This window comes from Enterobacter sp. E12 (assembly GCF_014596715.2).
In the GTDB taxonomy this organism is placed as follows: Bacteria; Pseudomonadota; Gammaproteobacteria; order Enterobacterales; family Enterobacteriaceae; genus Enterobacter; species Enterobacter bugandensis.
Window position 1 is genome coordinate 2,056,887 of record NZ_CP115601.1, and the last position, 23,384, is coordinate 2,080,270.

At 55.8% G+C, this 23,384-nt stretch carries 25 protein-coding genes; 7 read left to right on the forward strand and 18 right to left on the reverse strand.

Features of this window, described 5'->3' with window-relative positions:
* On the reverse strand, positions 1-237 hold the full coding sequence (locus IB212_RS09820; protein ID WP_041910333.1) for a DUF1656 domain-containing protein: 237 nt from the start codon (positions 235-237) through the stop codon (positions 1-3).
* 186 nt (positions 238-423) lie between these two features.
* Here IB212_RS09820 and slyA point away from each other — a divergent pair, with 186 nt between their 5' ends.
* Positions 424-864 carry a transcriptional regulator SlyA gene (slyA, locus tag IB212_RS09825; RefSeq protein ID WP_028012904.1) on the forward strand — a complete coding sequence of 147 codons (441 nt, stop codon included), beginning with the start codon at positions 424-426 and terminating at the stop codon, positions 862-864.
* 37 nt (positions 865-901) lie between these two features.
* Here the strand turns inward: slyA and IB212_RS09830 are convergent, their stop codons facing one another.
* Positions 902-2,263 carry a GGDEF domain-containing protein gene (locus tag IB212_RS09830; protein WP_188245658.1) on the reverse strand — a complete coding sequence of 454 codons (1,362 nt, stop codon included), beginning with the start codon at positions 2,261-2,263 and terminating at the stop codon, positions 902-904.
* A gap of 196 nt (positions 2,264-2,459) precedes the next feature.
* Complete coding sequence (gene slyB / locus IB212_RS09835; protein WP_028012906.1) at positions 2,460-2,927, reverse strand: outer membrane lipoprotein SlyB; 468 nt, start codon at positions 2,925-2,927, stop codon at positions 2,460-2,462.
* A gap of 255 nt (positions 2,928-3,182) precedes the next feature.
* On the opposite strand from slyB, the gene anmK reads away from it, so the two are divergent.
* From anmK to pdxY, 5 genes are all read left to right on the forward strand, one after another.
* Positions 3,183-4,307, forward strand: coding sequence for an anhydro-N-acetylmuramic acid kinase (gene anmK / locus IB212_RS09840; protein WP_041910329.1), 1,125 nt, complete (start codon positions 3,183-3,185; stop codon positions 4,305-4,307).
* 93 nt (positions 4,308-4,400) lie between these two features.
* Complete coding sequence (gene mliC / locus IB212_RS09845) at positions 4,401-4,724, forward strand: C-type lysozyme inhibitor (RefSeq protein WP_028012908.1); 324 nt, start codon at positions 4,401-4,403, stop codon at positions 4,722-4,724.
* A gap of 57 nt (positions 4,725-4,781) precedes the next feature.
* Entirely contained in the window at positions 4,782-5,438 is a 657-nt protein-coding gene (gene pdxH / locus IB212_RS09850; RefSeq protein WP_028012909.1) for a pyridoxamine 5'-phosphate oxidase, read from the forward strand.
* Between the two features lie 125 nt (positions 5,439-5,563).
* The gene (gene tyrS, locus IB212_RS09855) at positions 5,564-6,838 is read left to right on the forward strand and encodes a tyrosine--tRNA ligase (protein ID WP_028012910.1); all 1,275 of its coding nucleotides are present in this window, start codon (positions 5,564-5,566) and stop codon (positions 6,836-6,838) included.
* A gap of 66 nt (positions 6,839-6,904) precedes the next feature.
* Entirely contained in the window at positions 6,905-7,765 is an 861-nt protein-coding gene (pdxY, locus tag IB212_RS09860; RefSeq protein WP_041910326.1) for a pyridoxal kinase PdxY, read from the forward strand.
* 60 nt (positions 7,766-7,825) lie between these two features.
* Here pdxY and gstA read toward each other — a convergent pair whose 3' ends face one another.
* From gstA to blr, 12 genes are all read right to left on the reverse strand, one after another.
* Entirely contained in the window at positions 7,826-8,431 is a 606-nt protein-coding gene (gstA, locus tag IB212_RS09865) for a glutathione transferase GstA (protein WP_028012912.1), read from the reverse strand.
* Between the two features lie 105 nt (positions 8,432-8,536).
* Positions 8,537-10,045, reverse strand: a complete 1,509-nt coding sequence (gene dtpA / locus IB212_RS09870; RefSeq protein WP_041910324.1) for a dipeptide/tripeptide permease DtpA — start codon at positions 10,043-10,045, stop codon at positions 8,537-8,539.
* A gap of 592 nt (positions 10,046-10,637) precedes the next feature.
* Positions 10,638-11,273: an endonuclease III gene (gene nth, locus IB212_RS09875; RefSeq protein ID WP_028012914.1), complete on the reverse strand. Its 636-nt coding sequence runs from the start codon at positions 11,271-11,273 to the stop codon at positions 10,638-10,640.
* Positions 11,270-11,956: an electron transport complex subunit E gene (locus IB212_RS09880; protein ID WP_023617347.1), complete on the reverse strand. Its 687-nt coding sequence runs from the start codon at positions 11,954-11,956 to the stop codon at positions 11,270-11,272. Before IB212_RS09880 ends, nth begins: the two co-directional genes overlap by 4 nt.
* Positions 11,957-11,958: 2 nt before the next feature.
* On the reverse strand, positions 11,959-12,579 hold the full coding sequence (gene rsxG / locus IB212_RS09885) for an electron transport complex subunit RsxG (protein ID WP_041910323.1): 621 nt from the start codon (positions 12,577-12,579) through the stop codon (positions 11,959-11,961).
* 10 nt (positions 12,580-12,589) lie between these two features.
* Complete coding sequence (rsxD, locus tag IB212_RS09890; protein WP_028012916.1) at positions 12,590-13,642, reverse strand: electron transport complex subunit RsxD; 1,053 nt, start codon at positions 13,640-13,642, stop codon at positions 12,590-12,592.
* The gene (gene rsxC, locus IB212_RS09895) at positions 13,643-15,760 is read right to left on the reverse strand and encodes an electron transport complex subunit RsxC (protein ID WP_337282679.1); all 2,118 of its coding nucleotides are present in this window, start codon (positions 15,758-15,760) and stop codon (positions 13,643-13,645) included.
* Positions 15,753-16,331, reverse strand: a complete 579-nt coding sequence (gene rsxB, locus IB212_RS09900) for an electron transport complex subunit RsxB (RefSeq protein WP_032640037.1) — start codon at positions 16,329-16,331, stop codon at positions 15,753-15,755. The genes rsxC and rsxB overlap by 8 nt, the downstream gene beginning before the upstream one ends.
* Positions 16,331-16,912, reverse strand: coding sequence for an electron transport complex subunit RsxA (gene rsxA / locus IB212_RS09905; RefSeq protein ID WP_028012919.1), 582 nt, complete (start codon positions 16,910-16,912; stop codon positions 16,331-16,333). The genes rsxB and rsxA overlap by 1 nt, the downstream gene beginning before the upstream one ends.
* 76 nt (positions 16,913-16,988) lie before the next feature.
* Positions 16,989-17,429, reverse strand: a complete 441-nt coding sequence (locus IB212_RS09910; protein WP_025758365.1) for a DUF2569 domain-containing protein — start codon at positions 17,427-17,429, stop codon at positions 16,989-16,991.
* 86 nt (positions 17,430-17,515) lie between these two features.
* Entirely contained in the window at positions 17,516-17,731 is a 216-nt protein-coding gene (gene ydgT, locus IB212_RS09915; protein ID WP_013096896.1) for a transcription modulator YdgT, read from the reverse strand.
* 233 nt (positions 17,732-17,964) lie between these two features.
* The gene (gene blr, locus IB212_RS09920; RefSeq protein ID WP_168733269.1) at positions 17,965-18,090 is read right to left on the reverse strand and encodes a division septum protein Blr; all 126 of its coding nucleotides are present in this window, start codon (positions 18,088-18,090) and stop codon (positions 17,965-17,967) included.
* Positions 18,091-18,331: 241 nt separating this feature from the next.
* Between blr and IB212_RS09925 the strand changes: the two genes are divergently transcribed.
* Entirely contained in the window at positions 18,332-19,372 is a 1,041-nt protein-coding gene (locus IB212_RS09925) for an oxidoreductase (protein WP_045630190.1), read from the forward strand.
* A 54-nt stretch (positions 19,373-19,426) separates the two neighbouring features.
* Here the strand turns inward: IB212_RS09925 and add are convergent, their stop codons facing one another.
* From add to malX, 3 genes are all read right to left on the reverse strand, one after another.
* Positions 19,427-20,428 carry an adenosine deaminase gene (add, locus tag IB212_RS09930; RefSeq protein WP_028012921.1) on the reverse strand — a complete coding sequence of 334 codons (1,002 nt, stop codon included), beginning with the start codon at positions 20,426-20,428 and terminating at the stop codon, positions 19,427-19,429.
* A gap of 96 nt (positions 20,429-20,524) precedes the next feature.
* Positions 20,525-21,697, reverse strand: a complete 1,173-nt coding sequence (locus IB212_RS09935; protein ID WP_041910315.1) for a MalY/PatB family protein — start codon at positions 21,695-21,697, stop codon at positions 20,525-20,527.
* Positions 21,698-21,745: 48 nt separating this feature from the next.
* Complete coding sequence (gene malX / locus IB212_RS09940) at positions 21,746-23,338, reverse strand: maltose/glucose-specific PTS transporter subunit IIBC (RefSeq protein WP_041910314.1); 1,593 nt, start codon at positions 23,336-23,338, stop codon at positions 21,746-21,748.
* Between the last annotated feature and the right edge of the window lie 46 nt (positions 23,339-23,384).

The window sequence follows — 23,384 nt, forward strand, 5'->3', positions numbered from 1 at the left end:
TCACCACACGGTCAAAACAGCAAGGCCCAGACTGACACAGAGGGCGAACAGGGAGAGATCCATCAACATGGGATGCCAGATTTCGCCGGAGTACATCCAGTCGCGAAGCAGGCGATGCGCGATGAGCCAGAGAACAAAGCCCACCAGCACGGCTTTAAACAGGGGAGGAAAGTAGACTGACGCACCGAAGATCAGGTCCTGAAGGGGTAAACCTTCTGAGCGATGAAAAAAGATCACAGGCAGAAATCCTTTGCAGTGAACAGAATGCCGCGTTGGCTTGTCTGAGTATGAAGAAGCATCATAATTCAGTGTAAGTCATACTTTTGAGTCCGATGAATGCAGTATTGCATTTGTTTTGCCAATACAAATGCTGCACACTATTCTAAAATCAGTATAATAACTTAGCAAGCTAATTATAAGGAGATGAAATTGGAATCGCCATTAGGTTCTGATCTGGCAAGGTTGGTACGCGTCTGGCGTGCTCTGATTGACCATCGCCTGAAACCTCTGGAACTGACGCAGACGCATTGGGTCACGTTGCACAACATTCATCAGCTGCCGCCCGACCAGTCGCAAATTCAACTGGCTAAAGCGATAGGCATTGAGCAACCGTCGCTGGTGCGCACGCTTGACCAACTGGAAGAGAAGGGACTGATCTCCCGGCAAACCTGCGCCAGCGATCGTCGCGCCAAGCGCATTAAGCTGACGGAGAAAGCGGCGCCTATCATCACTGAAATGGAAGCGGTGATCACCAAAACGCGCGGTGAAATCCTTTCAGGGGTTTCACCGACGGAGCTGGAAATGCTCATCAGCCTCATTGCGCGCCTTGAGCAAAACATCCACGAGCTACAGTCTCGCGACTGACCAGACAACACGGCCTTGCATCTGCAAGGCCTTGTTTTTACTTAAAGACAACAACGCGGTTACGGCCCGTCTCTTTCGCTTCATACATCGCCTTATCGGCACTTTCCACGCACGCTTCTGCGCTTACCGACGAAGAGGTTGCCGTAAACACCCCCATGCTGATGGTAATCGGCTCTGGTAACTGACCCTCGCTGCTAATTTTATCAAAACCGCTTAGCTTCAACCGAATGCGCTCCGCCACCAGATATGCGTCTTCTGCGGAGGTGTTTGCAAGCATCAGGACAAACTCTTCGCCGCCGATTCGCGCTGCGATATCCTGCGGACGTACGGAGTCCATCAGCAGATTGGCGACAAACTGCAGGACTTTATCTCCCTGCAGGTGACCGTAGTTGTCGTTGATACGCTTGAAACGATCGAGATCGCTGACGATAACCGAAACCGGGCGGCTGGGTTTGGCGATGCCCAGCGCCTGGTTTAACGATTCATAAAAATAGCTGCGGTTATAAAGGCGCGTGAGCGGATCGCGAATCGAATTTTGATACGACTGCTGATACTTCAAATGGGAGTCACGATACAACCTGAAGACATCATAGAGCAGCACAAAAATAATAATCAGCGTCGCGACGGTTTCAAATAATCGGGCGCGATACCAGGATATATCTTCTGCATGTCCGCCTACCAACAGCATAGAGAGCGTGACGACATAGCAGACACACAGAAAATTACCGCCTACCCAGAACATATTACGCACGCGCGTAATAAGCATCAGCGTGGCTAGTGTCACGACCCAGAGAACGATTAATGAAATATTAATGCTGTGGCTCCAGAGAACCATAAACTGCCGCGTTTCATTATCAACCAGATCGAGGGATAAAAACGGGGAATGGCTGGAATACATCCAGGCCAGAATCACCGTACATGCGGTAAAAAGAAATGAACTGCTAACGATGATAATATGCGCCAACCGTGAAAGGGACAGATTGCGCGTGGGATAAAGTAATGCCGAAACCATCATCAGCACCGCCATTAAGAGGTGGCGGAACATATAGTAGATCATCGCATCGTTGTAGTTCACAACGTTGAACTGATAGAGATCCAGCCACGCCGGAAAGCTGGTCAATGTTCCGACCATCAGCAAGGCCGAACCGGCAAAGGCAAATGAGATGGCAATCAGATAGAGCCGCCGCTTATCACACCAGTATTTCATTGCCATAAAGCAGGCAATAAACAGGTGAAACACGAGTAAAAAAATGGTGAGTGTGGGGAACAAAAGAGGCGAAAAGGATGGTACCCAGTCAACCAGTTTTGAAAATAAAACCTGTAATATTTCGATGACAACAAAGCAACCGAAACAGAACGAGATATAACGACCTTTTACAGAACGACTATTCGCAAGCATATAAAATTTTACAAATTAAAATAATTATGAAGAGATGATTGCGAAGAGTTTAATCAATTAGCACGCTAAATACTTTGCGCAGAAACAATATATGGTGCGTTTAATAATGTGTGGGGTGAATGTATTTTATAAATATATTTGTGAGGGTGATATATATTGTAAATGGATGTGGCCTGATGACCACATCCATTTTTAATTAACGCGGAGAAACGGTAACCTGGCTGCCGTTGCTCGCCAGCACGACGCGTTGACCCGCAGAGAAGCGGGTATTGCCCTGCTTCTGAACAACCATAATGGTGCTGCCGTCGTCTTTACGAATTTCCAGCTCTACGCCCTGGGTTTTGTTCATCGCGCCTTGAACGCCCTGACCCGCGACACCACCCGCAACAGCGCCCGCTGCGGTTGCCAGAGAACGGCCCGTGCCGCCTCCAACGGTATTACCCAGGAAACCACCCAGTACAGCACCGCCGATTGCGCCCATCACGTTGTTTTCATCACCACCCTGAATTTGTACAGGACGGGCGTTAACAACGGTACCGTAAGTCACGCTCTGAACCTGTTTTGCTTCAGAAGCGCTGTAAACGTCGCCAGACAGCGAGCTGTCGTTCACACAGCCGGCCAGGGTTAAACCAATCAGCGAAACGCCCAGTACACGTACAATCATTTGAATCTCCTGTTCACCAAAAACGCCCATCTGGAGGCATCCGTTATGGCTAAATTATATGGCATAAAGAGCCATAGTTCATATCTTTGCACTAACAATAAGAAAATTGTACTTGAATTTGACTTAACGAGACATAAACAGGAGCCACTCGTCATACCGGCAAGAGATTGTTAAAAAATATTATCGTCGGATGGCAAAGGAGCGCTGTTTATGGTTGAGTGGATATCCTTAGCCCACGCAACGTAAGGAAAGCGCATGAAATCGGGTCGCTACATTGGTGTGATGTCGGGCACCAGTCTGGATGGGGTAGATGTCGTTCTGGCCGCCATTGACGAACATATGGTGGCACAGCAGGCGAGCCTGACCTGGCCAATCCCCCTTTCGCTTAAAGAGGACATTCTGAGCATCTGTCAGGGGCAGCAGTTAACCCTCTCCCAGCTTGGTCAACTTGATGTTCGGCTGGGGGCGCTGTTTGCGGATGCGGTGCAGGCGTTAATGCAAAAAGAACACCTTCGTCCTCAGGATGTGGTCGCCATCGGGTGTCACGGACAAACCGTCTGGCATGAGCCCACTGGCGACGCGCCGCATACGTTGCAAATCGGCGATAACAACCAGATTGTGGCAAAAACGGGCGTTACGGTGGTCGGCGATTTCCGTCGTCGCGATATTGCGCTTGGCGGACAGGGCGCGCCGCTGGTGCCTGCCTTCCATCAGGCTTTGCTGGCGCACCCTACAGAACGCCGCATGGTGCTCAACATAGGCGGGATTGCTAACCTCTCGATGCTTATTCCAGGGCAGCCCGTTCGCGGCTACGATACCGGCCCGGGAAATATGTTAATGGATGCCTGGATCTGGCGACAGTGCGGTCAACCTTATGATAAAAACGCCGAGTGGGCGAGCGAGGGTAAAGTGGTTCTCCCGCTGCTGCAGTCCATGCTCAGCGACCCTTATTTTGCCTTACCGGCGCCGAAAAGCACGGGACGAGAATACTTCAACTTTGGCTGGCTCGAGCGCCAGCTTGCGCTGTTCCCGGCACTCGCCCCGCAGGATATCCAGGCGACGCTTGCCGAATTAACGGCCGTGTCGATCTCTGAGCAAGTGCTGCTCAGCGGCGGCTGCGAACGCCTGCTGGTGTGCGGCGGGGGAAGCCGAAACCCGCTGGTGATGGCGCGTCTTGCCGGGCTGCTGCCGGGCACTGAGGTGACCACGACGGACGAGGCCGGCATCAGCGGGGATGATATGGAAGCGCTGGCTTTCGCCTGGCTTGCCTGGCGCACCATCGCCGGGCTGCCAGGGAATTTGCCGTCGGTAACCGGCGCGCGTGAGGCCAGCGTCCTCGGGGCGATTTTCCCTGCAAATCCTCGTCATAATCAGAGTTAACTGAAATTCAGCGCGGCGCCTCGTCGTTAGAATGGAATAAAACAGGGGGGCAGCCATGCCCTCCAGGACCAGGAAAGTCTTCGGAATACGCCCATGAAAAAACTTCTTCTTATTGCCGCGCCTTTATTGCTGTCAGGATGCAGCGTCTATAACCAGTTCCTTGAGCGCATGCAGACCGATACGCTGGAGTATCGCTGCGATGAAAAACCGCTGACCGTGAAGCTGAATAACCCGCGTCAGGAAGCCAGCTTCGTTTACGATAACAAGCTGCTAACCCTTAAGCAGGGTATCTCGGCCTCCGGGGCGCGTTATTCGGACGGCATCTATGTCTTCTGGTCGAAAGGCGACAGCGCCACGGTCTACAAACGAGACCGCATTGTGCTGAACAACTGCCAGCTTGAAAATCCGAAGCGTTGAGATTTTTACAGGGGCGGCGCACAATAGCGCCACCCAATCTCAAGATCAGCTAACGCCATGTCAGATAACGACGAACTGCAGCAAATTGCGCATCTGCGCCGTGAATACACCAAAGGCGGCCTGCGTCGCCAGGATCTTCCCGCTGAACCCCTCGTGCTCTTTGAGCGCTGGCTGAAACAGGCCTGCGACGCGAAGCTGGCCGACCCAACGGCCATGGTCGTCGCGACGGTAGATGAAAACGGTCAACCGTATCAGCGCATCGTCTTGCTTAAGCATTACGACGAGAAAGGGCTGGTGTTCTATACCAATCTGGGCAGCCGCAAGGCGCACCACTTAGAAAACAACCCGCGCATCAGCCTGCTGTTCCCGTGGCATATGCTTGAACGTCAGGTGATGGTCACCGGGAAAGCGGAACGTCTCTCGACCCTTGAGGTGGTGAAGTATTTCCACAGCCGCCCGCGCGACAGCCAGATTGGTGCCTGGGTGTCAAAACAGTCCAGCCGGATCTCTGCCCGCGGCGTGCTGGAAAGTAAATTCCTGGAGCTGAAACAGAAGTTCCAGCAGGGGGAAATTCCGCTGCCGAGCTTCTGGGGCGGCTTCCGCATTCCGATTGAGCAGATGGAATTCTGGCAGGGCGGTGAGCATCGCCTGCATGACCGCTTTTTATACCAGCGCGAGAATGGCGGCTGGAAAATCGACAGACTGGCCCCGTAATCCCCGAAATTTGTTGATTTAAGCGCTAGCGCACACCGCGCTTGCGCTTTATTCTATGGTCCTTTCGCATCAGGCGAAAAGTCGTGTACCGGCAAAGGTGCAGTCGTTTATACATGGAGAATTTGATGGCAAGCAGTAACTTGATTAAACAATTGCAAGAGCGGGGCCTCGTGGCCCAGGTGACGGACGAGGAAGCGTTAGCAGAGCGACTGGCGCAAGGCCCGATCGCGCTCTATTGCGGCTTCGATCCCACCGCTGACAGCTTGCATTTGGGGCATCTTGTTCCATTGTTATGCCTGAAACGCTTCCAGATGGCGGGCCATAAGCCTGTTGCCCTGGTGGGCGGCGCGACCGGTCTGATTGGTGACCCGAGCTTTAAAGCCGCGGAGCGTAAGCTGAACACCGAAGATACCGTGCAGGAGTGGGTGGATAAGATCCGCAAACAGGTTGCACCGTTCCTCGACTTCAACTGTGGTGATAACTCTGCCATTGCTGCTAACAACTACGACTGGTTTGGCGGCATGAACGTGCTGACCTTCCTGCGTGACATCGGCAAGCACTTCTCTGTTAACCAGATGATTAACAAAGAAGCGGTTAAGCAGCGTCTGAACCGTGACGATCAGGGTATCTCCTTTACCGAGTTCTCCTACAACCTGCTGCAGGGCTATGACTTTGCCTGCCTGAACAAGCTGCACGGCGTCTCTCTGCAGATCGGCGGCTCTGACCAGTGGGGGAACATCACCTCCGGTATCGACCTGACCCGTCGTCTGCATCAGAACCAGGTCTTCGGCCTGACCGTTCCACTGATCACCAAAGCAGACGGTACCAAATTCGGTAAAACCGAAGGCGGCGCGGTGTGGCTCGATCCGAAGAAAACCAGCCCGTACAAATTCTATCAGTTCTGGATCAACACGGCGGACGCCGATGTTTACCGCTTCCTGAAGTTCTTCACCTTCATGGACATTGCAGAGATCAATGCGCTGGAAGAGGAAGATAAGAACAGCGGTAAAGCGCCGCGTGCCCAGTACGTGCTGGCGGACGAAGTGACCAAACTGGTTCATGGTGAAGAGGGCCTGGCCGCGGCAAAACGCATCACCGCAAGCCTGTTCAACGGTACGCTGAGCGATCTGAGCGAAGCGGACTTCGAACAGCTGGCGCAGGACGGCGTGCCGATGGTCGAGATGGAAAAAGGAGCTGACCTGATGCAGGCGCTGGTGGACTCTGAGCTCCAGCCTTCCCGTGGTCAGGCGCGTAAAACCATCGCCTCCAACGCTATCACCATCAACGGTGAAAAGCAGGCTGATCCGGAATACACCTTCGTTGACGGCGATCGTCTGTATGGCCGCTACACGCTGCTGCGCCGCGGTAAGAAAAACTACTGTCTGGTCTGCTGGAAGTAAGTAAAAGTCTCGAGGGGCGTGGGAAACCACGCCCTTTTTGTTTGTTCAGGGTTTGGTAAGAAAAAGATGAAGAACATCCTCGCCATTCAGTCCCACGTTGTGTTTGGACATGCTGGCAATAGCGCAGCGGAATTCCCGATGCGCCGCCTCGGCGCCAACGTCTGGCCTCTCAATACCGTGCAGTTCTCTAACCACACGCAATACGGCAAATGGACCGGCTGCGTGATGCCGCCTTCGCATCTCACAGAGGTTGTGCAGGGTATTGCGGATATCGACCAGCTCAAGCGCTGCGACGCCGTTCTGAGCGGCTACCTCGGCTCAGCGGAGCAGGGGGAACACATCCTCGGCATCGTCCGTCAGGTGAAAGCGGCAAACCCGGCGGCAAAATATTTCTGCGACCCCGTCATGGGACACCCGGAGAAAGGCTGCATTGTGGCGCCTGGCGTAGCGGAATTTCACGTTCGCCATGCGCTGCCCGCCAGCGATATCATTGCGCCCAACCTGATTGAGCTGGAGATCCTCTGCGAGCATCCGGTTAACAGCGTAGAAGAGGCTGTACGCGCGTCTCGCGAGCTGATAGCCCAGGGGCCGGAGATTGTGCTGGTAAAACATCTCGCCCGCGCAGGGCTGACTCAGGAGCGTTTTGAGATGCTGCTGGTGACGAAAGATGACGCATGGCATATCAGCCGTCCGCTGGTGGATTTCGGCACGCGTCAGCCGGTGGGCGTGGGTGATGTGACCAGCGGACTGCTGCTGGTGAAACTGTTGCAGGGTGCAACGGTGAGAGACGCGCTGGAGCACGTGACGGCAGCAGTGTACGAAATTATGATTGCGACGAAAGAGATGCAGGAATATGAACTGCAGGTGGTCGCGGCACAGGATCGTATCGCGAAGCCGGAGCACTATTTCAGCGCCACACGGCTATAATCGTCCAGAGTTCGTAGGCCGGGTGAGCGTCAGCGCCACCCGGCAACACAGACGCCTCGCTTAATTCAACCCTTCCGCTTTTAGCGCCGCGGCCACCGCTGGACGCTCCGCCACGCGCGCCATATACGATGCGATGTGGTCCAACCCTTCCAGGTTCAGCTTAACCGCACGCGCCCAGCGCAGTACGGTAAACAGGTACGCGTCGGCAATGGTGAAGCGTGAACCACAAATCCACTGATCGTCTTTCAGCGATTCGTTAACATACTGCAGCTTTTTCTCCAGCAGAGCTCGCACGGTCGGCTTGTACTCTTCCGGCGTATCCGGGCGGAAGAGGGGGGTAAAACCTTTGTGCAGCTCGGTGGCGATATAGTTCAACCACTCCAGCGTTTTATAACGTGCGACGCTGCCGGTAGGGGCAAGGAGCTGGCGATCCGGTACGTTGTCCGCCAGGAACTGCATAATCGCCACGCCTTCGGTCAGCAGAGTTCCGTCATCCAACAGCAGGGCTGGAACCTGCCCTTTTGGGTTAATCGCAAAAAAGTCATCCCCGTTTTCCAGGCGCTTTTTCATCAGATCAACGCCATCCAGCGTGAAATCTTTGCCGCTCTCGCGCAGGGTGATATGGGAAGCAAGAGAGCACGCGCCCGGTTTGTAGAACAGTTTCATCGGTAACTCCTTTTTGCTGAGGTTTCAGCTATGTTAGTGCGCGAAGGGACAAAAAAAAAGCCGCTAATCTCTTAGCGGCTTCTGTTCTGTCGTTTCTCTCAGATATCACGCGGTAGCGGTTTTATTCGCTTCCGCCGTCTTGTCGTCGTCCTGAGTCATTCGATTCAGTTTCGGCGCGGTCAGCAGCATCAGCGCCGCGATAACCGCCGTAGCGATACCAATCTGCATAAACACGGTACCGTAGACGTTCAGGGAGAGCAGCGGATCGGTCACGTTTTCTGGCACAGCCATCAGGTTCGCGATCTTACCGGCGATGATCGCCGCACCGGCAGTGGTCAGGAACCAGCTACCCATAATGAAGCCCATCAGACGCTGCGGAACCAGCTGTGCAACCATTGCCAGACCCAGACCAGAGATCATCAGTTCGCCGATAGACTGCAGCGCGTAGCTCAGGATCAGCCAGTTAACGGATACGATACCGGCGTCGGACGCAAACTTAGTCCCCAGCGGCAGCACCAGGAACGCACCAGAACAGAGCACCATACCCACCGCGAACTTGTGCGGCATTGGCAGACGATCGCCCATCTTGTTATAGATTGCGGCCAGAATCGGGGAACCGATCATGATCCAGAAGGGGTTCAGCGCCTGGAACTGCTCGGGTTCGAATGCGATACCCAGGATAGAGTGCTCAACGTTACGAATAGCGAAGAAGTTCAGAGAGGTTGGCATCTGGCTGTACAGCACGAAGAAGATAATCGCTTCCAGCATCAGAATGAACGCCACAATCATCTTACGACGGGCTGCACCCTTCATAGCGAACGCTTCTTTCGCGAAGATGACCACGATGCCCAGCGCAACGACGCCCAGAACGGCACGAGCGATACCCTGGTTGTGCAGCAGCCAGGTGGCGATCGCCGCCAGGACGACAACGCCCACGAGGGTAGCCAGCAGCTTGCCCATGTGGACAGGCTCGAAGTCAGGTTTTGAACCGTAGTCTTTCACCCAGTTGCGGCAGAAAAGGAAGTTTACCACGGTGATCAGCATACCCACGAAGCTCAGCGCAAACGCCACGCTCCAGCCGAATTTCGCGGCCAGCCATGGGGTTGCCAGCATGGAAAAGAAGGAACCGATGTTGATGGACATGTAGTACATGGTAAATGCACCGTCCAGACGTGGGTCATCTTTGCTGTAGCAGGTTGAGAGCAGGGAAGACGGGTTCGCTTTGAACAGACCGTTACCCACGGCGATGGTTGCCATGCCCATGTAGACCACAGCCGCATCATGTCCTGACCATGCAACCAGACCATAGCCAATAGCCAGTACAATGGCACCCAGCATAATGACGCGCTTAGTACCGAGAACTTTATCACCCAGCCAGCCGCCGATAGCAACCAGACCGTAAACGAGGGCACTAAAGGAGGAGAACAGCGTGATGGAATCGGCTTCGGACATACCCAGCTGTTTAACCAGGTAAACCGCCATGATCCCTTGCAGGCCGTAGTAACCAAAACGTTCCCATAACTCGATAGAGAAGATGAGATAAAACGCTTTCGGTTGTTTAAAAGCGTTCAGACTCACGCTTTCATCTGTTGGTTTATTGTTTGCAGTCGACACATATACCTCTTTTTTTACATCCCATATTAACGGGGGTGTTCATCGCGTGATGGCCGTAGCCCATCCGCCTTATAGTTATATTGGGAGGAGAAACGGCGGGTAATGTTCACTATCCTGCCCCGTCTGGCAATACGTTTGTAATAATCTGTTACATATATCTTGAACGGTATAATTGTCGGTTTCTACAAATGTTATTTAGCGTTAAATTTTTTACGATAACTAAAGGTAGTTTTTTCGACTGGTATACACCCAGTGCGATGGGGGTTTGGCGATATGTTCTGCTATTTGCCGCTTGTTGTAGTGATATAGCCCATATTCTGAAAAATAGCTGGTCTTATCTTCCGGGTAAACGCATTTAAATCTTGCCCGGCAAAGGGTTTGCGATGACTTTGACTACAAAAAATCAACATGACGTTATCAGAGTGATCGCGATCACAGATGTATAGAAATTTTTGGCTATGAAAAAAGTATTAACCTGTTTGAGCGTTATAGAGCCGAACAAGTGACAAGTCAGAAGAAAGTAAGAGCGGACAAATAACGGCCAAAAGAAGAACGAACGGTAGTCCTTCTTTTGGTAGGGGATTATGACGGGTCAGGGATAGACTTTTTCTTTATATTCGCAGAGATCTTCAATAACGCAGGAGCCGCAGCGCGGCTTTCGGGCTATGCAGGTATAACGACCGTGCAAAATCAGCCAGTGGTGGCAGTCAACCTTGAATTCGGCAGGAACCACTTTTAACAGCTTCTCTTCTACCTGCTCGACATTTTTCCCTGGGGCGAAGTTGGTCCGGTTTGAGACGCGGAATATATGCGTATCAACGGCGATGGTCGGCCAGCCAAACGCGGTATTGAGCACCACGTTCGCGGTTTTACGCCCCACGCCCGGCAAGGCTTCCAGCGCGGCGCGATCTTCCGGTACTTCGCCTCCGTGCTGTTCCAGCAGGATCCGACAGGTCTTAATTACGTTCTCGGCTTTGCTGTTAAACAGGCCGATGGTTTTGATATAGGACTTCACGCCTTCCACGCCCAGCTCCAGCATGGCCTTCGGCGTATTGGCGACCGGATAGAGCAGGGCAGTGGCTTTATTGACGCTCACGTCGGTCGCCTGCGCAGAGAGCAACACCGCGATCAGCAGCTCAAACGGGGAGGTAAAATTCAGCTCCGTCGTCGGGTGCGGGTTCTCGTCCCGCAGACGGGTCAGGATCGCAATGCGCTTTTCTTTATTCATGAGGCCTTCTCGGGTGTCCCTTCCAGAACGCTGCGCTCAGCCGCGCGGCGCTTACGTTTCTCATCAATCAGGTATTTTATCGCCAGCATCATGCCGAGGCCAATAAACGCGCCGGGCGGCAGCATCGCCAGCAGGAACGGCGTATCGGTGTGAAACACCTCAACGCGCAGCGCTTTAGCCCAGCCGCCCAGCAGCGCATCTGCGCCGTCGAACAGCGTACCGTTGCCGAGGATTTCACGCAGCGAGCCCAGCACGAACATGGCGCACGTGGCGCCCATGCCAATGGAAAAACCATCCAGCGCCGACATGGCCGGGCTGTTTTTTACCGCGAACGCTTCCGCACGCCCGACCACGATACAGTTGGTGACGATAAGAGGAATGAAGATCCCGAGCGACTGGTACAGACCAAACGCGTAGGCGTTAATCAGCATCTGGACAATACTGACCACCGACGCAATGATCATGACGTAAATCGGAATACGAATTTCCGACGGCGTCCAGCGTCGCAGGGCAGAGATGGAGAGGTTGGTCAGGGTCAATACCAGCGTGGTTGCCAGACCCAGACCGAGCGCGTTGGTGGCGGTGGATGTCACCGCCAGCAGGGGGCACATACCCAGAAGCTGTACCAGCGCGGAGTTGTTTTTCCACAATCCCTGGACAATAACCTCTTTAACCTGGCTCATGATTACTCCTCACAGGCCGGAAGATTGTTGATCTGCGCGGGCAGCGTTTCAGCGTACAGCCCGGCTCGTTTTACGGCGTTTACCACCGCCCGCGGGGTGATGGTCGCCCCAGTGAACTGGTCAAACTCGCCGCCGTCTTTCTTCACCGCAAACGCGGTGTCATCTTCACCATGGATCACTTTACCGGCAAAGTGCAAAATCCAGTCGCTCAGACGGGTTTCAATTTTGTCGCCAAGACCCGGCGTTTCATGATGTTCCGTCACGCGGGTGCCCAGGATGGTACCGGAGAAATCGCTGCCCACGAGCAGCTGAATGGCGCCGGAATAGCCGTCAGGCGCGGTTGCTTCCATCACCGCGCCGACCGGTTTATCCCCTTTGCGGGCGATAAAGAGGCGGTGCGGGCCTTTCCCAAGCTGCGGCGCGTCTACCACAAAGCAGCTTTTTTGCAGGTCATTATCGTAGAAATCGGACGGGATCACCTGATCGAACAGCGCCTTTTGCTGCTTCGAGGCCTGTTCTTCGATGGTCGTTTTGGTCAACGCATTAACCAGTGCCGTCAGCCCCGTCAGGACCGCGGCGAAGGCAGCCAGCGTGACGCCGTGTTTTTGCATCGTTTTTAACATGGCGAAACCCTTAGCGATGGCCGTACACGCGCGGACGCGTGTAATAGTCGATGAGCGGAACGGTAATGTTGGCGAGCAGGACGGCAAAGGCCACGCCGTCCGGGTAGCCGCCGAAGCTGCGGATGAGCCAAACCAGCAGGCCAGCCAGCGCGCCGAAGATCAGGCGTCCGCGGTTAGTCGTTGAGGCCGTCACCGGATCCGTCAGGATAAAGAAGGCACCCAGCATGGTCGCGCCGGAGAGCAGGTGCATCTGCGGGCTGGCCAGCGATTCAGGAGAGAATACCCAGCCCAGCGTGGCACAGACCGCCAGCGTCACGAGGAAGCTGACCGGAATATGCCAGCGGATGGCCTTCTGCTGCAACAGGAACAGGCCGCCCAGCAGATACGCCAGGTTGACCCACTGCCAGCCGGCTCCCGCCAGCACGCCGCTGTAGATCGCCGATTTCATAATTTGCTCAACGCTGTGTCCGGCATGCAGGGACGTTTTAAAGGTATCAAGCGGCGTCGCCTGGCTGATACCGTCCACGCCCATACGCAGCGCGTTCATATCAGCACCCAGCGCCGTATGGCCGGTAAAGATCACCTGCAGAGCATCCATAAAGCCGGGCACCGTGGCTGCAATCTCGTGCGGTGGCAGCCAGCTGGTCATCTGTACCGGGAAGGAGATCAGCAGCACCACGTAGCCAATCATTGCCGGATTAAACGGGTTATGACCGAGGCCGCCATAGAGCTGTTTGGCTATAATCACGGCAAACACGGTGCCGAGCACCACCATCCACCACGGGGCAAGCGGGGGAATGCTGATGGCCAGCAGCAGGCCGGTCAGCAGCGCGGAGTTATCGGCCAGGATGCGGGAAACCGCCATCTTGCGCAGCTTCAGCACGAGGGCTTCCGCCGCGACGGCGCTGGCGCATCCAAGAGCTATCTGGAACAGGGTTCCCCAGCCGAAAAACCAGCACTGAACGGCAATGCCCGGCAGCGCCGCCAGGCAGACCAGCATCATGATGCGCGAGGTCTGGCGCTGATTGTGGGTGTAAGGGGAACTTGCGATTCTGAAAACCATTTAATCCTCGTTTACGGCTTGCTGTGCGGCTTTCTTTGCCTGAACGCGCGCAATGGCGGCGGCGACGGCGGCCTTGCGCGGGTCATCGTTGGCGGCCTGCGGCTGCTCTTCCTGCTGTGCTGCTTTGCGCGCTTTGGCGCGGGCTATCGCCGCTTCAACGGCGGCTTTACGTGGGTCGACCGGTGCTTCAGGTTCTGCGGCTGGCGCCTGCTGCGCTGCTTTGCGCGCTTTGGCGCGGGCAATCGCCGCTTCAACGGCGGCTTTACGTGGGTCGACCGGTGCTTCAGGTTCTGCGGCTGGCGCCTGCTGCGCTGCTTTGCGCGCTTTGGCGCGGGCAATCGCCGCTTCAACGGCAGCTTTACGCGGATCGACCGGTTCCTGTTCAACCACCACTGGCTGCTCCCCGGCCTTGCGCGCTTTGGCACGGGCTATTGCCGCCTCAACGGCGGCTTTGCGTGGATCGATTTCAGCTTCCGGCTGCGCCGCTTGCGCTTTTTCCGCCTGACGGGCGCGGGCCGCAGCTTTACGCGCTTCGCGGGCGGCAATCGCTTCGCTGTTATCCGGTTTTTCACCGGGCTGGATCACCAGCGTCTGGGCGGCACTGGCTTTTTTCTCGCGAACGCGCGCCAGTGCGGCGTTGATTGCATCCTGATCTTTCCCGGCAGGCTGAACGGCGGCCTGCTTATGTCGCTCCTGACGAGCCATCTTCTCACGTTCGAGACGCGCCTGACGCGCTTCGAAACGTGCCTTGGCTTCCGCGGCGCGTTTTTCTTCCATGGAGATGGCATAAATCTCGGCCTTCTCCTGGCGGAAGTACTGCACCAGCGGAATGTTGCTTGGGCAGACCCAGGCGCAGGCGCCGCATTCGATGCAGTCGGCCAGGTTATGGGCTTTGGCTTTATCGTGCTGCTGGCCTTTGCTGTACCAGTACAGCTGCTGCGGGAGGAGATCCGCCGGGCAGGCATCGGCACAGGCGCTGCAGCGGATGCAGCCTTTCTCTTCCTGCTCCTCCCCCATTTCGGTTGGGGAAGGGGCGAGCAGGCAGTTGGTGATTTTCACTACCGGAACGTCGAGCCACGGCAGGGTAAAGCCCATCAGCGGACCGCCCATGATCACCATCTGGTCGCTGGCAGGGCAAAATTCAGCCTGTTCCAGCAGATGGCGCACCGGCGTGCCGAGGCGCGCCCAGACGTTACCCGGACGAGAGACAGACTCTCCGGTCAGCGTTACCACGCGCTCGGTCAACGGCTCGCCGTCAATCACCGCACGCTTGACGGCGTAAGCGGTGCCGACGTTTTGCATCAGCACGCCGATATCCGATGAGCGTCCGCCGTGCGGGACCTGCTTGCCGGTGAGGATTTGCGTCAGCTGCTTTGCGCCGCCAGAGGGGTACTTGGTCGGAATAACGCGCAGGGCGATATCATGGTTACCGGCCAGCACGGCGCGCAGCATTGAAATAGCCTGCGGTTTATTGTCTTCGATACCGATCAGCACTTCCCGCGGCTGCAGAATGTGCGCAAGGATGCGGATGCCTTCCACCACCTGGGCGGCGCAATCCTGCATCAGACGATCGTCGGCGGTGATGTACGGCTCGCATTCGGCGGCGTTGATAATCAGCGTCTGAATCTTATCGCCACCGCCGCGCAGCTTGACGCCGGTCGGGAAGCCCGCGCCGCCAAGCCCGGCGACGCCGAACTGATGAATACGCTCGATGAGCGCTTCGCGGCTCTGGCTGCGGTAGTCGCTCCAGCCGTCACGGTCAATCCAGCGATCTTCGCCGTCGGCTTCAATAATCACGCTCAGTTCCGACAGCGCGGACGGATGCGCCACCGTATGAGGGGCAATCGCCACCACTTTCCCGGAAGTAGGGGCGTGTACCGGCAGCATACGTCCGCGTCCGAAGGTCAGCGGCTGACCGCGCAGCACCGTATCGCCTTCTTTCACGCACAGCTCGCCCTCAGCGCCAATATGCTGCTTGAGCGGCATGACGTAACGCGTCGCCAGCGGAATTTGACGCAGCGGCGTGCCGTTGGACTGGGCTTTCATCTCTGGCGGATGGATACCGCCGTCAAAGTCCCAGATTTTCTCTTTTCTGAAAGCAGAAAATAACTTAAGCATGTTGTTCCACAGGAATATTGCGAACCGGAATGGTTTGAAGATCCCACTTCCAGCTTTCGGTAGTCGTTTCAACCGGGCGCAGCTCTATACATTGCGTCGGGCAGGGGGCCACGCAGAGGTTACAGCCGGTGCAGAGATCCGCCACAACGGTGTGCATGGCGCGGGTCGCGCCAACAATGGCGTCGACCGGACAGGCCTGAATACATTTGGTGCAGCCGATGCAGTTTGCTTCGTCGATCACCGCGAGGGCACGGACCGGCTCCTGGACTTCCGCATCGCCATCAACGGGCTGCGGATCGACGTTAAGCAGGGCGGCAATTTTCAGCATCACCGCTTCGCCGCCGGGCGCACAGCGGTTAATTTTTTCACCCTGAATGCCTACCGCTTCAGCGTAAGGGCGGCAGCCCGGGTAGCCGCACTGTCCACACTGACTTTGCGGCAAAAGCTCATCAATTTTTTCAACAACAGGATCGTCCTCTACCGCGAAACGGCGGGAGGCGTAGCCCAGGATAAGGCCAAACACCAACCCCAGGACGCTGATAGAGGCGATGGCAATCCAGATAGCACTCATTACAACTTCACCAGACCACTAAAGCCCATAAAGGCCAGAGACATTAAACCCGCGGTCACCAGCGCAATGGCATTACCGCGAAATGGCGCAGGGATATCCGCTGCTGCCAGACGTTCGCGAATCGACGCGAACAGCACCATAACGAATGAGAAACCGACAGCGGCGGAGAAACCGTACAGCGCCGACTGCATGAAGTTATGGCCAAGGTTGATGTTCAGCAGCGCCACGCCAAGCACCGCGCAGTTGGTGGTGATCAGCGGCAGGAAGATACCCAGCAGGCGATAGAGCGCCGGGCTGGTTTTACGCACGACCATTTCGGTAAATTGCACCACCACCGCAATGACCAGAATAAACGCCAGCGTGCGGAGATAGATTAACCCCAGTGGGATGAGGATCCAGGTGTCAATCAACCACGCGCAGATGGACGCCAGCGTCATGACGAAGGTCGTCGCCAGCCCCATGCCCATCGCCGTTTCCAGCTTTTTGGACACGCCCATAAACGGGCACAGGCCAAGGAACTTCACCAGAACGAAGTTGTTAACCAGCACGGTGCCGACAAAGAGCAGTAAGTAATCGGTCATTATTTAGCCTGAAATAAAAAAGCCGCCTATTATCGGACAAACCGGGGCAGGCGACAACAGGTTATCTGTAAGGTTATTACGGGTTCACGAAGGTGTTTTTCACACGCGTTGAACGTTTGAAATAGGGCACCAGCAGCGCCGCAGCCAGTAACGGGAAAAGCAGCTGGCGTACAGCAAGCGCGTCAGAGACGGGCGAGAAAGCAAACGCTTTAACCGCCAGCAGGACCGAGACCAGCAGCCAGATAATGTAGTGCTTAGGCACACTCTTGCGGCGCTTAAAGAAGGCGATAGTCAGCCACAGGGTGTAGTACCACATCCCAATCGCGAAAACGAACGACACAAACCACATCGCTATATTCAGCACGCTTTGCGACATCAGGGTCTGTATAGCGTGAGGGGTAATCAATGCGGTGGTATAAAGCAGCAGCGCAAGCGATGCGCTTAATAAGGCAACCAGCAGCCATGCCAGTGGGGCGATTAACCAGCCTCCGATGCGTTCTCCAGGCGTTGCGGTCATGAACTCTCCCATTATCTGCGCGAAATGTTGTACAGCCAGTTTGCAGGGCGGAGAGTATATAACATTTCGCGCGGATGGCTACTTTCTTATAAAACGTAACGCCATACGGACTTCGGCACCTCGCCGACGTTGAACAAGCGACCGCCGGAGACCAGCTCCGCACGGCGATGGTCAGCGGCGCGATACATATTGATGATGTCCTGATTATCCGACAGGGTGTAGTTCAGATGGTCAAACAGTTTTTCCAGGCTCTCAAGCGAATTGATCTTGCGAAATTTTAATAAATAGTCCTGAACTGTCATATTAATAATTTTCCATATAAAAGTGAGTAATACCAGTTAAGGTAATTCGGTCGAATAATAAACGGATTAATACAGACGTAAACAGCCCACTCAGATAACGCGACGAAATTAGGAGTTTTCTTTGCTGAAATTCAGGCACCGAAGGTGATGCCTGGAAGAGAAGGTTAACCGCGTTCACCAGGGCTGGCAATACGAAACTGACACATTATGTCACTCTTTAAAGCAGCAACCGGTTACTTAGGATGGGTGACGGCAGCAGGCTCCGGCGGCTGGTAGTTATCAATATGGCTGGCTACGCCGAGCAAAATGACCGAAACCCCAAGAACAATCCATCCCGCTAATTCAATGATTCGATTAATAATTGATGCCATGATTCACTGTTGTAATTTATCCATAAATACAGGTCGCAAATGTTACAGCGCTGTTTCTCTGACGGCAAGCGCTTTGGGAACGATTCCCTTAAACAAAATCAGAAGGTTAATACTATGTAACAAAAATAGCCGGTACAGCCTGCTATTTTAAGCGCCATGGCTCATTATTAATGAGGGCAATGCCAGAAAGGCCAGTATGAAATAAGAAACGCAAAAAGAGGACAACACGATGAGTGATAACATCCGCGTCGGGCTTATAGGCTACGGGTACGCGAGCAAAACGTTTCATGCGCCTCTGATAGCCGGAACGCCGGGAATGGCGCTGGCGGCGGTATCCAGCAGCGACGCCGCCAAAGTCCACGCTGACTGGCCCGCAGTGCCGGTTGTCTCCGAGCCTAAACACCTTTTCAACGATCCGAATATCGATTTAATTGTTATTCCCACCCCGAACGACACGCACTTCCCGCTGGCGAAAGCCGCGCTGGAAGCCGGGAAGCACGTCGTTGTTGACAAACCCTTCACCGTGACGTTGTCACAGGCGCGTGAGCTGGAGGCGCTGGCAAAAAGCCTGGGCAGAGTGCTGTCCGTTTTCCATAACCGCAGGTGGGACAGCGACTTCCTGACGGTTAAAACGCTTCTTGGGGAAGGCACGCTAGGAGAGATCGTTTTTTTTGAATCGCATTTTGACCGCTTCCGTCCGCAGGTGAGAAACCGCTGGCGCGAGCAGGCCGGTCCGGGCAGCGGCATCTGGTACGATTTAGCCCCGCATCTGCTGGACCAGGCCGTGAATCTGTTTGGGCTGCCGGTGAGCATGACGGTCGATCTGGCCCAGCTCAGGCCCGGGGCGCAGACAACCGATTACTTCCACGCGGTGTTGAGTTACCCGCAGCGGCGGATTGTGCTGCACGGCACGATGGTCGCGGCCGCGGAATCTGCCCGCTATATCATCCACGGCACGCGCGGGAGCTACGTGAAGTTTGGCCTCGATCCGCAGGAAGATCGCCTCAAAAACGGTGAACGTCTGCCGCAGGAAGACTGGGGCTATGATATGCGCGACGGCGTCGTGACACGGACGGAAGGTGAGGAGCTGGTTGAGGAAACCCTGTTAACGAGCCCGGGTAACTATCCGGCTTATTATGCTGCCATCCGCGATGCGCTTAATGGAACGGGGGAGAACCCGGTTCCGGCCAGCCAGGCGATTCAGATTATGGAGCTGATTGAGCTGGGGATTGAATCTGCCAAACATCGCGCCACGCTCTGCCTGGCATAAGTTTTAAATGCTTTTGTATGCCGGGTAAGGCGTAGCCGCGACCCGGCAAAGGGTTTACGCGGTTGCCACCTTATCCCGCAGCGCCTGCTTCTCCGCAGGCGTCAGGAAGGCGATCTCCAGCCCGTTGATCTGCGCCTGGCGAATCTGCTCGCGGCTCAGGCCCGCCTGCGGCGCGGCGATGTTGTACTCGTGGATGATATCCACGCCCTGAACCGCCGGGTCGTCCGTGTTCAGCGAGGCCAGCACGCCGTGCTCAAGGAACGTTTTCAGCGGGTGCTGCGCCAGCGTTGCTACAGTGCTGGTCTGAATGTTGGACGTCAGGCACGACTCAATGCCGATGCGCTGCTCCGCCAGGAAATCCATCAGCGCGCGGTCTTCTACCGCCTTCACGCCGTGGCCGATACGCTCGGCGCCCAGCTCGCGGATGGCCTGCCAGATACTTTCCGGGCCCGCTGCTTCACCCGCATGGACGGTAATGTGCCAGCCGGCATCGCGCGCGCGGTTGAAGTGGGAGAGGAACAGGCTGCCGGGGAAGCCCAGTTCGTCGCCGGCGAGGTCGACGGCGGTGATGGCATCGCGGTGCGCCAGCAGCGCTTCCAGCTCCTGCAGGCAGGCGGCTTCGCCGAACGTGCGGCTCATAATGCCGATCAGGCGGGCCTGAACGTCGAAGGTTTTACACCCTTCACGGACGCCTTCAATGACGGCTTCCACTACGCCTGCAACGGGCAGGCTGTGGGTCATCGCCATATAGCCCGGCGAGAAGCGCAGCTCGACGTAGTGCAGGCCGTTGCGGGCCGCGTCTTCAATGTTCTCAAACGCCACGCGGCGGCAGGCATCCAGCGACGCCAGCATCTTCACGCCCCAGTCGAGTTTGCTCAGGAAGCTGACCAGGTCCGGTTCATTAGAGGTCACCTGTACGTGAGGGATCAGGGACTCAAGGGTCTGAGCAGGAAGCGTTAAATTGAACTGGCGGCCAAGATCGAGGATGGTTTGGGCACGAATGTTACCGTCAAGGTGACGATGAATATCAGTTAAAGGCAGGCGTGTATCAATCATGGTCGCACTCTTTTCTGGTTAAAGTGCGCCATATTATAAAAACAAAACGGGGTAAAAAGCTATTTGCGCAAGGGAATATTCCGTTGCGCAAACAAATTACAGGAGCGTGTTGATCCCGGCGATGAGGCGCTGCACCCCTTGTTCCAGCTTGCTGCGCGGGCAGCCGGCGTTAAGGCGCACGAAGCCGTTACCCTCGTTTCCGTACGTGTATCCCGGCATGATGGCGACTTTTTGCTGCTCGATCAGTACTTTTTGCAGTGCCCTGTCGTCAATGTTCAGCGGGCGCAGGTCAATCCAGGCCAGATAGGTTGCTTCCGGCGGCTGCCAGTTCAGTTTCGGAAAAGCACTGTTTAATTCCTGTGCGATATACAACAGATTCTCTTCCAGATAACTACGCAAGGCATCCAGCCACGGCTCTCCCTGCTGATAGGCGGCGATATGGGCCGTCAGCGCCAGCACGGAAGGGGAAGAGAGCCCATCCCGTCCTTTTAGCGCGCTGAGATAGCCGTTACGGCTCTCTTCATCGCCGATCAGGCCGTATGCGCCCGTCAGTGCCGGAATATTAAAGCTTTTCGAGCCGGAGGTGAGAAGCGCCCATTTGCCGCGCGCTACCGCATTCCACGGGGTGTGGCGATGCGCCCCCCAGACCATGTCCATATGAATTTCATCGCTGATAACCGCCACATCATAGCGCTCACAGAGTTCCGCCATCTGCGTCAATTCATCCCGCGTCCAGACCTTGCCGGTCGGGTTCTGCGGGCTGCACAGCAGCAGAATTTTGTTTTCCGGTTTCGCCAGGGCCACTTCAAGCGCCGCCATATTGCCCTGCCAGCCAGCCGCCTGCTTTTCCATCTCAACGGCCACAACCTGACGCGCATTGCCTCCAATGGCGTTGTAAAACGCATCGTACGCCGGGGTGTGAACCACCACGCCGTCACCGGGCTTTGACCAGAGGCGAATCAGTTCTGACACCATGTAGATGACGGAAGGGCCATAAACGATGGTTTCTTTATCAATGCGGCTGTTAAAGCGCTGCCGAAACCAGTGCTCAACAGCGGCAAGAAACTCGTCGTTTTTCCAGCGGCTGTAGCCCAGCACGCCGTGGTTGATGCGCTGATGCAGCGCGTCGGTAATGCAGGGGGCGGTGGCGAAGTCCATATCCGAGATGGTGAAGGGCAGCAGATCCGCCGCGCCAAAGCGGTCGGCGACGTAGTCCCACTGCGTACACCAGGTGCCGTGACGATCCACGACGGTAGAAAAATCAAACATGACGTTAATCCTTAAAGTAAAACCCCCTCATGAGAGGGGGTTGAGGCATCAGGCTTCTACTGTTCGCATCAGGGTTGCCAGCTCATCTTTCACCGACTGAACCTGCGGGCCGATAACCACCTGCAAATTGTGCTGATTTAACTGTACCACGCCGATGGCCCGGTTGGCTTTCAGGGCGTTGGTATCCACTTTTGACATATCCGCCACCGACAGACGCAGGCGGGTGATGCAGTTATCCAGCGAGGTAATATTATCCGCACCGCCCAGCGCAGCCAGAATGGCAGGGGTGTTATACCCGGATTTGCCCACAGTACCGGCCACCGCCTGCTCAACGCTGGTGGCGGTATCGGTATCGCGGCCCGGCGTTTTCAGGTTAAAGCGGGTGATGGCGAAGCGGAAGATACCGTAGTACACCGCGAACCAAATAGCCGCCACGACCGGCACCAGATACCACTTGGTTGACAGGCCGTGCAGGATCCCGAACACCACGAAGTCAATCACGTTGCCGTCGGTGTTGCCGATGGTGACGCCCAGCACCGCCATCACGGTAAAGCCCAGGCCGGTCAGCAGCGCGTGGATGAGATACAGCACCGGCGCAACAAACAGGAACAGGAATTCGATAGGCTCGGTGGTGCCGCCCACGACGCAGGCAATCACGCCGGAGATCAGCAGCCCTTTAATTTTATGTCGGTTTACCGGGCGCGCGCAGTGGTACATCGCCAGCGCGGCACCCGGCAGGCCGCCGAGGAAGGCCGGCATTTTACCCTGAGACAGGAAGCTGGTGGCGCTTTCAGAGAAGCCGTGGGTAGTCGGACAGCTCAGCTGCGCCTGGAAGATGGTCAGCGCACCGCTCACGTCGTGACCGCACACCTCCATGGTACCGCCCGCTTCGGTGAAGCGAATCAGGGCCACCAGGATATGCTGCAGGCCGAACGGCAGCAGCAGACGCTCGCCGGTGCCGAAGATCATCGGACCAAAATCTCCCGCGCCGTTGATGATGCGGCCAATGCCGTTGATGCCCATCGCAAAGACCGGCCAGATCAGCGGAATGATCAGGCCGAACAGACCCATGACCACCAGGGTGACAATCGGCACGAAGCGGGTACCGCCGAAGAAGGCCAGGGCATCCGGCAGGCGGATATTGTGGAAGCGCTCGTGCAGCATCCAGATAATGACCCCGGCGATCACCGCACCGAGGATCCCGGTATCAATAGACTGAATACCAATCACGCTCTGAATGTTGTTGGCCTTCAGCACGGCAGCATCGGTCGTCGGCAGAATGCCTTTCGCGGTCAGCCAGAAGTTAACCGCCAGGTTCATCACGGCGTAACCCACAAACCCGGCAAAGGCCGCGACGCCTTTATTCTCGCGGGCCAGGCCCAGCGGGATGGCGATGCAGAACATCACGGGCAGGAAGCTAAACGCGAAGGAGCCGACCTTACTCATCCAGATAAAGATCGCCTGCAGCACGGGAGTACCGAGGAACGGGATCAGCGTGATGACGTCTTTACTGCTCAGCGAGCTGCCGATCCCGAGCATGATCCCGCAGAACGAGAGGAGCGCCACGGGCAGCATAAAGGTTTTACCCAGTTGCTGGAAAAACTCCCACAGCGATATTTTTTGTGCTGTTTTCGCCGTCATAAAACGACTCCTTTATTGTTAAAATCAGTTTGCCTGCTTCAATGCT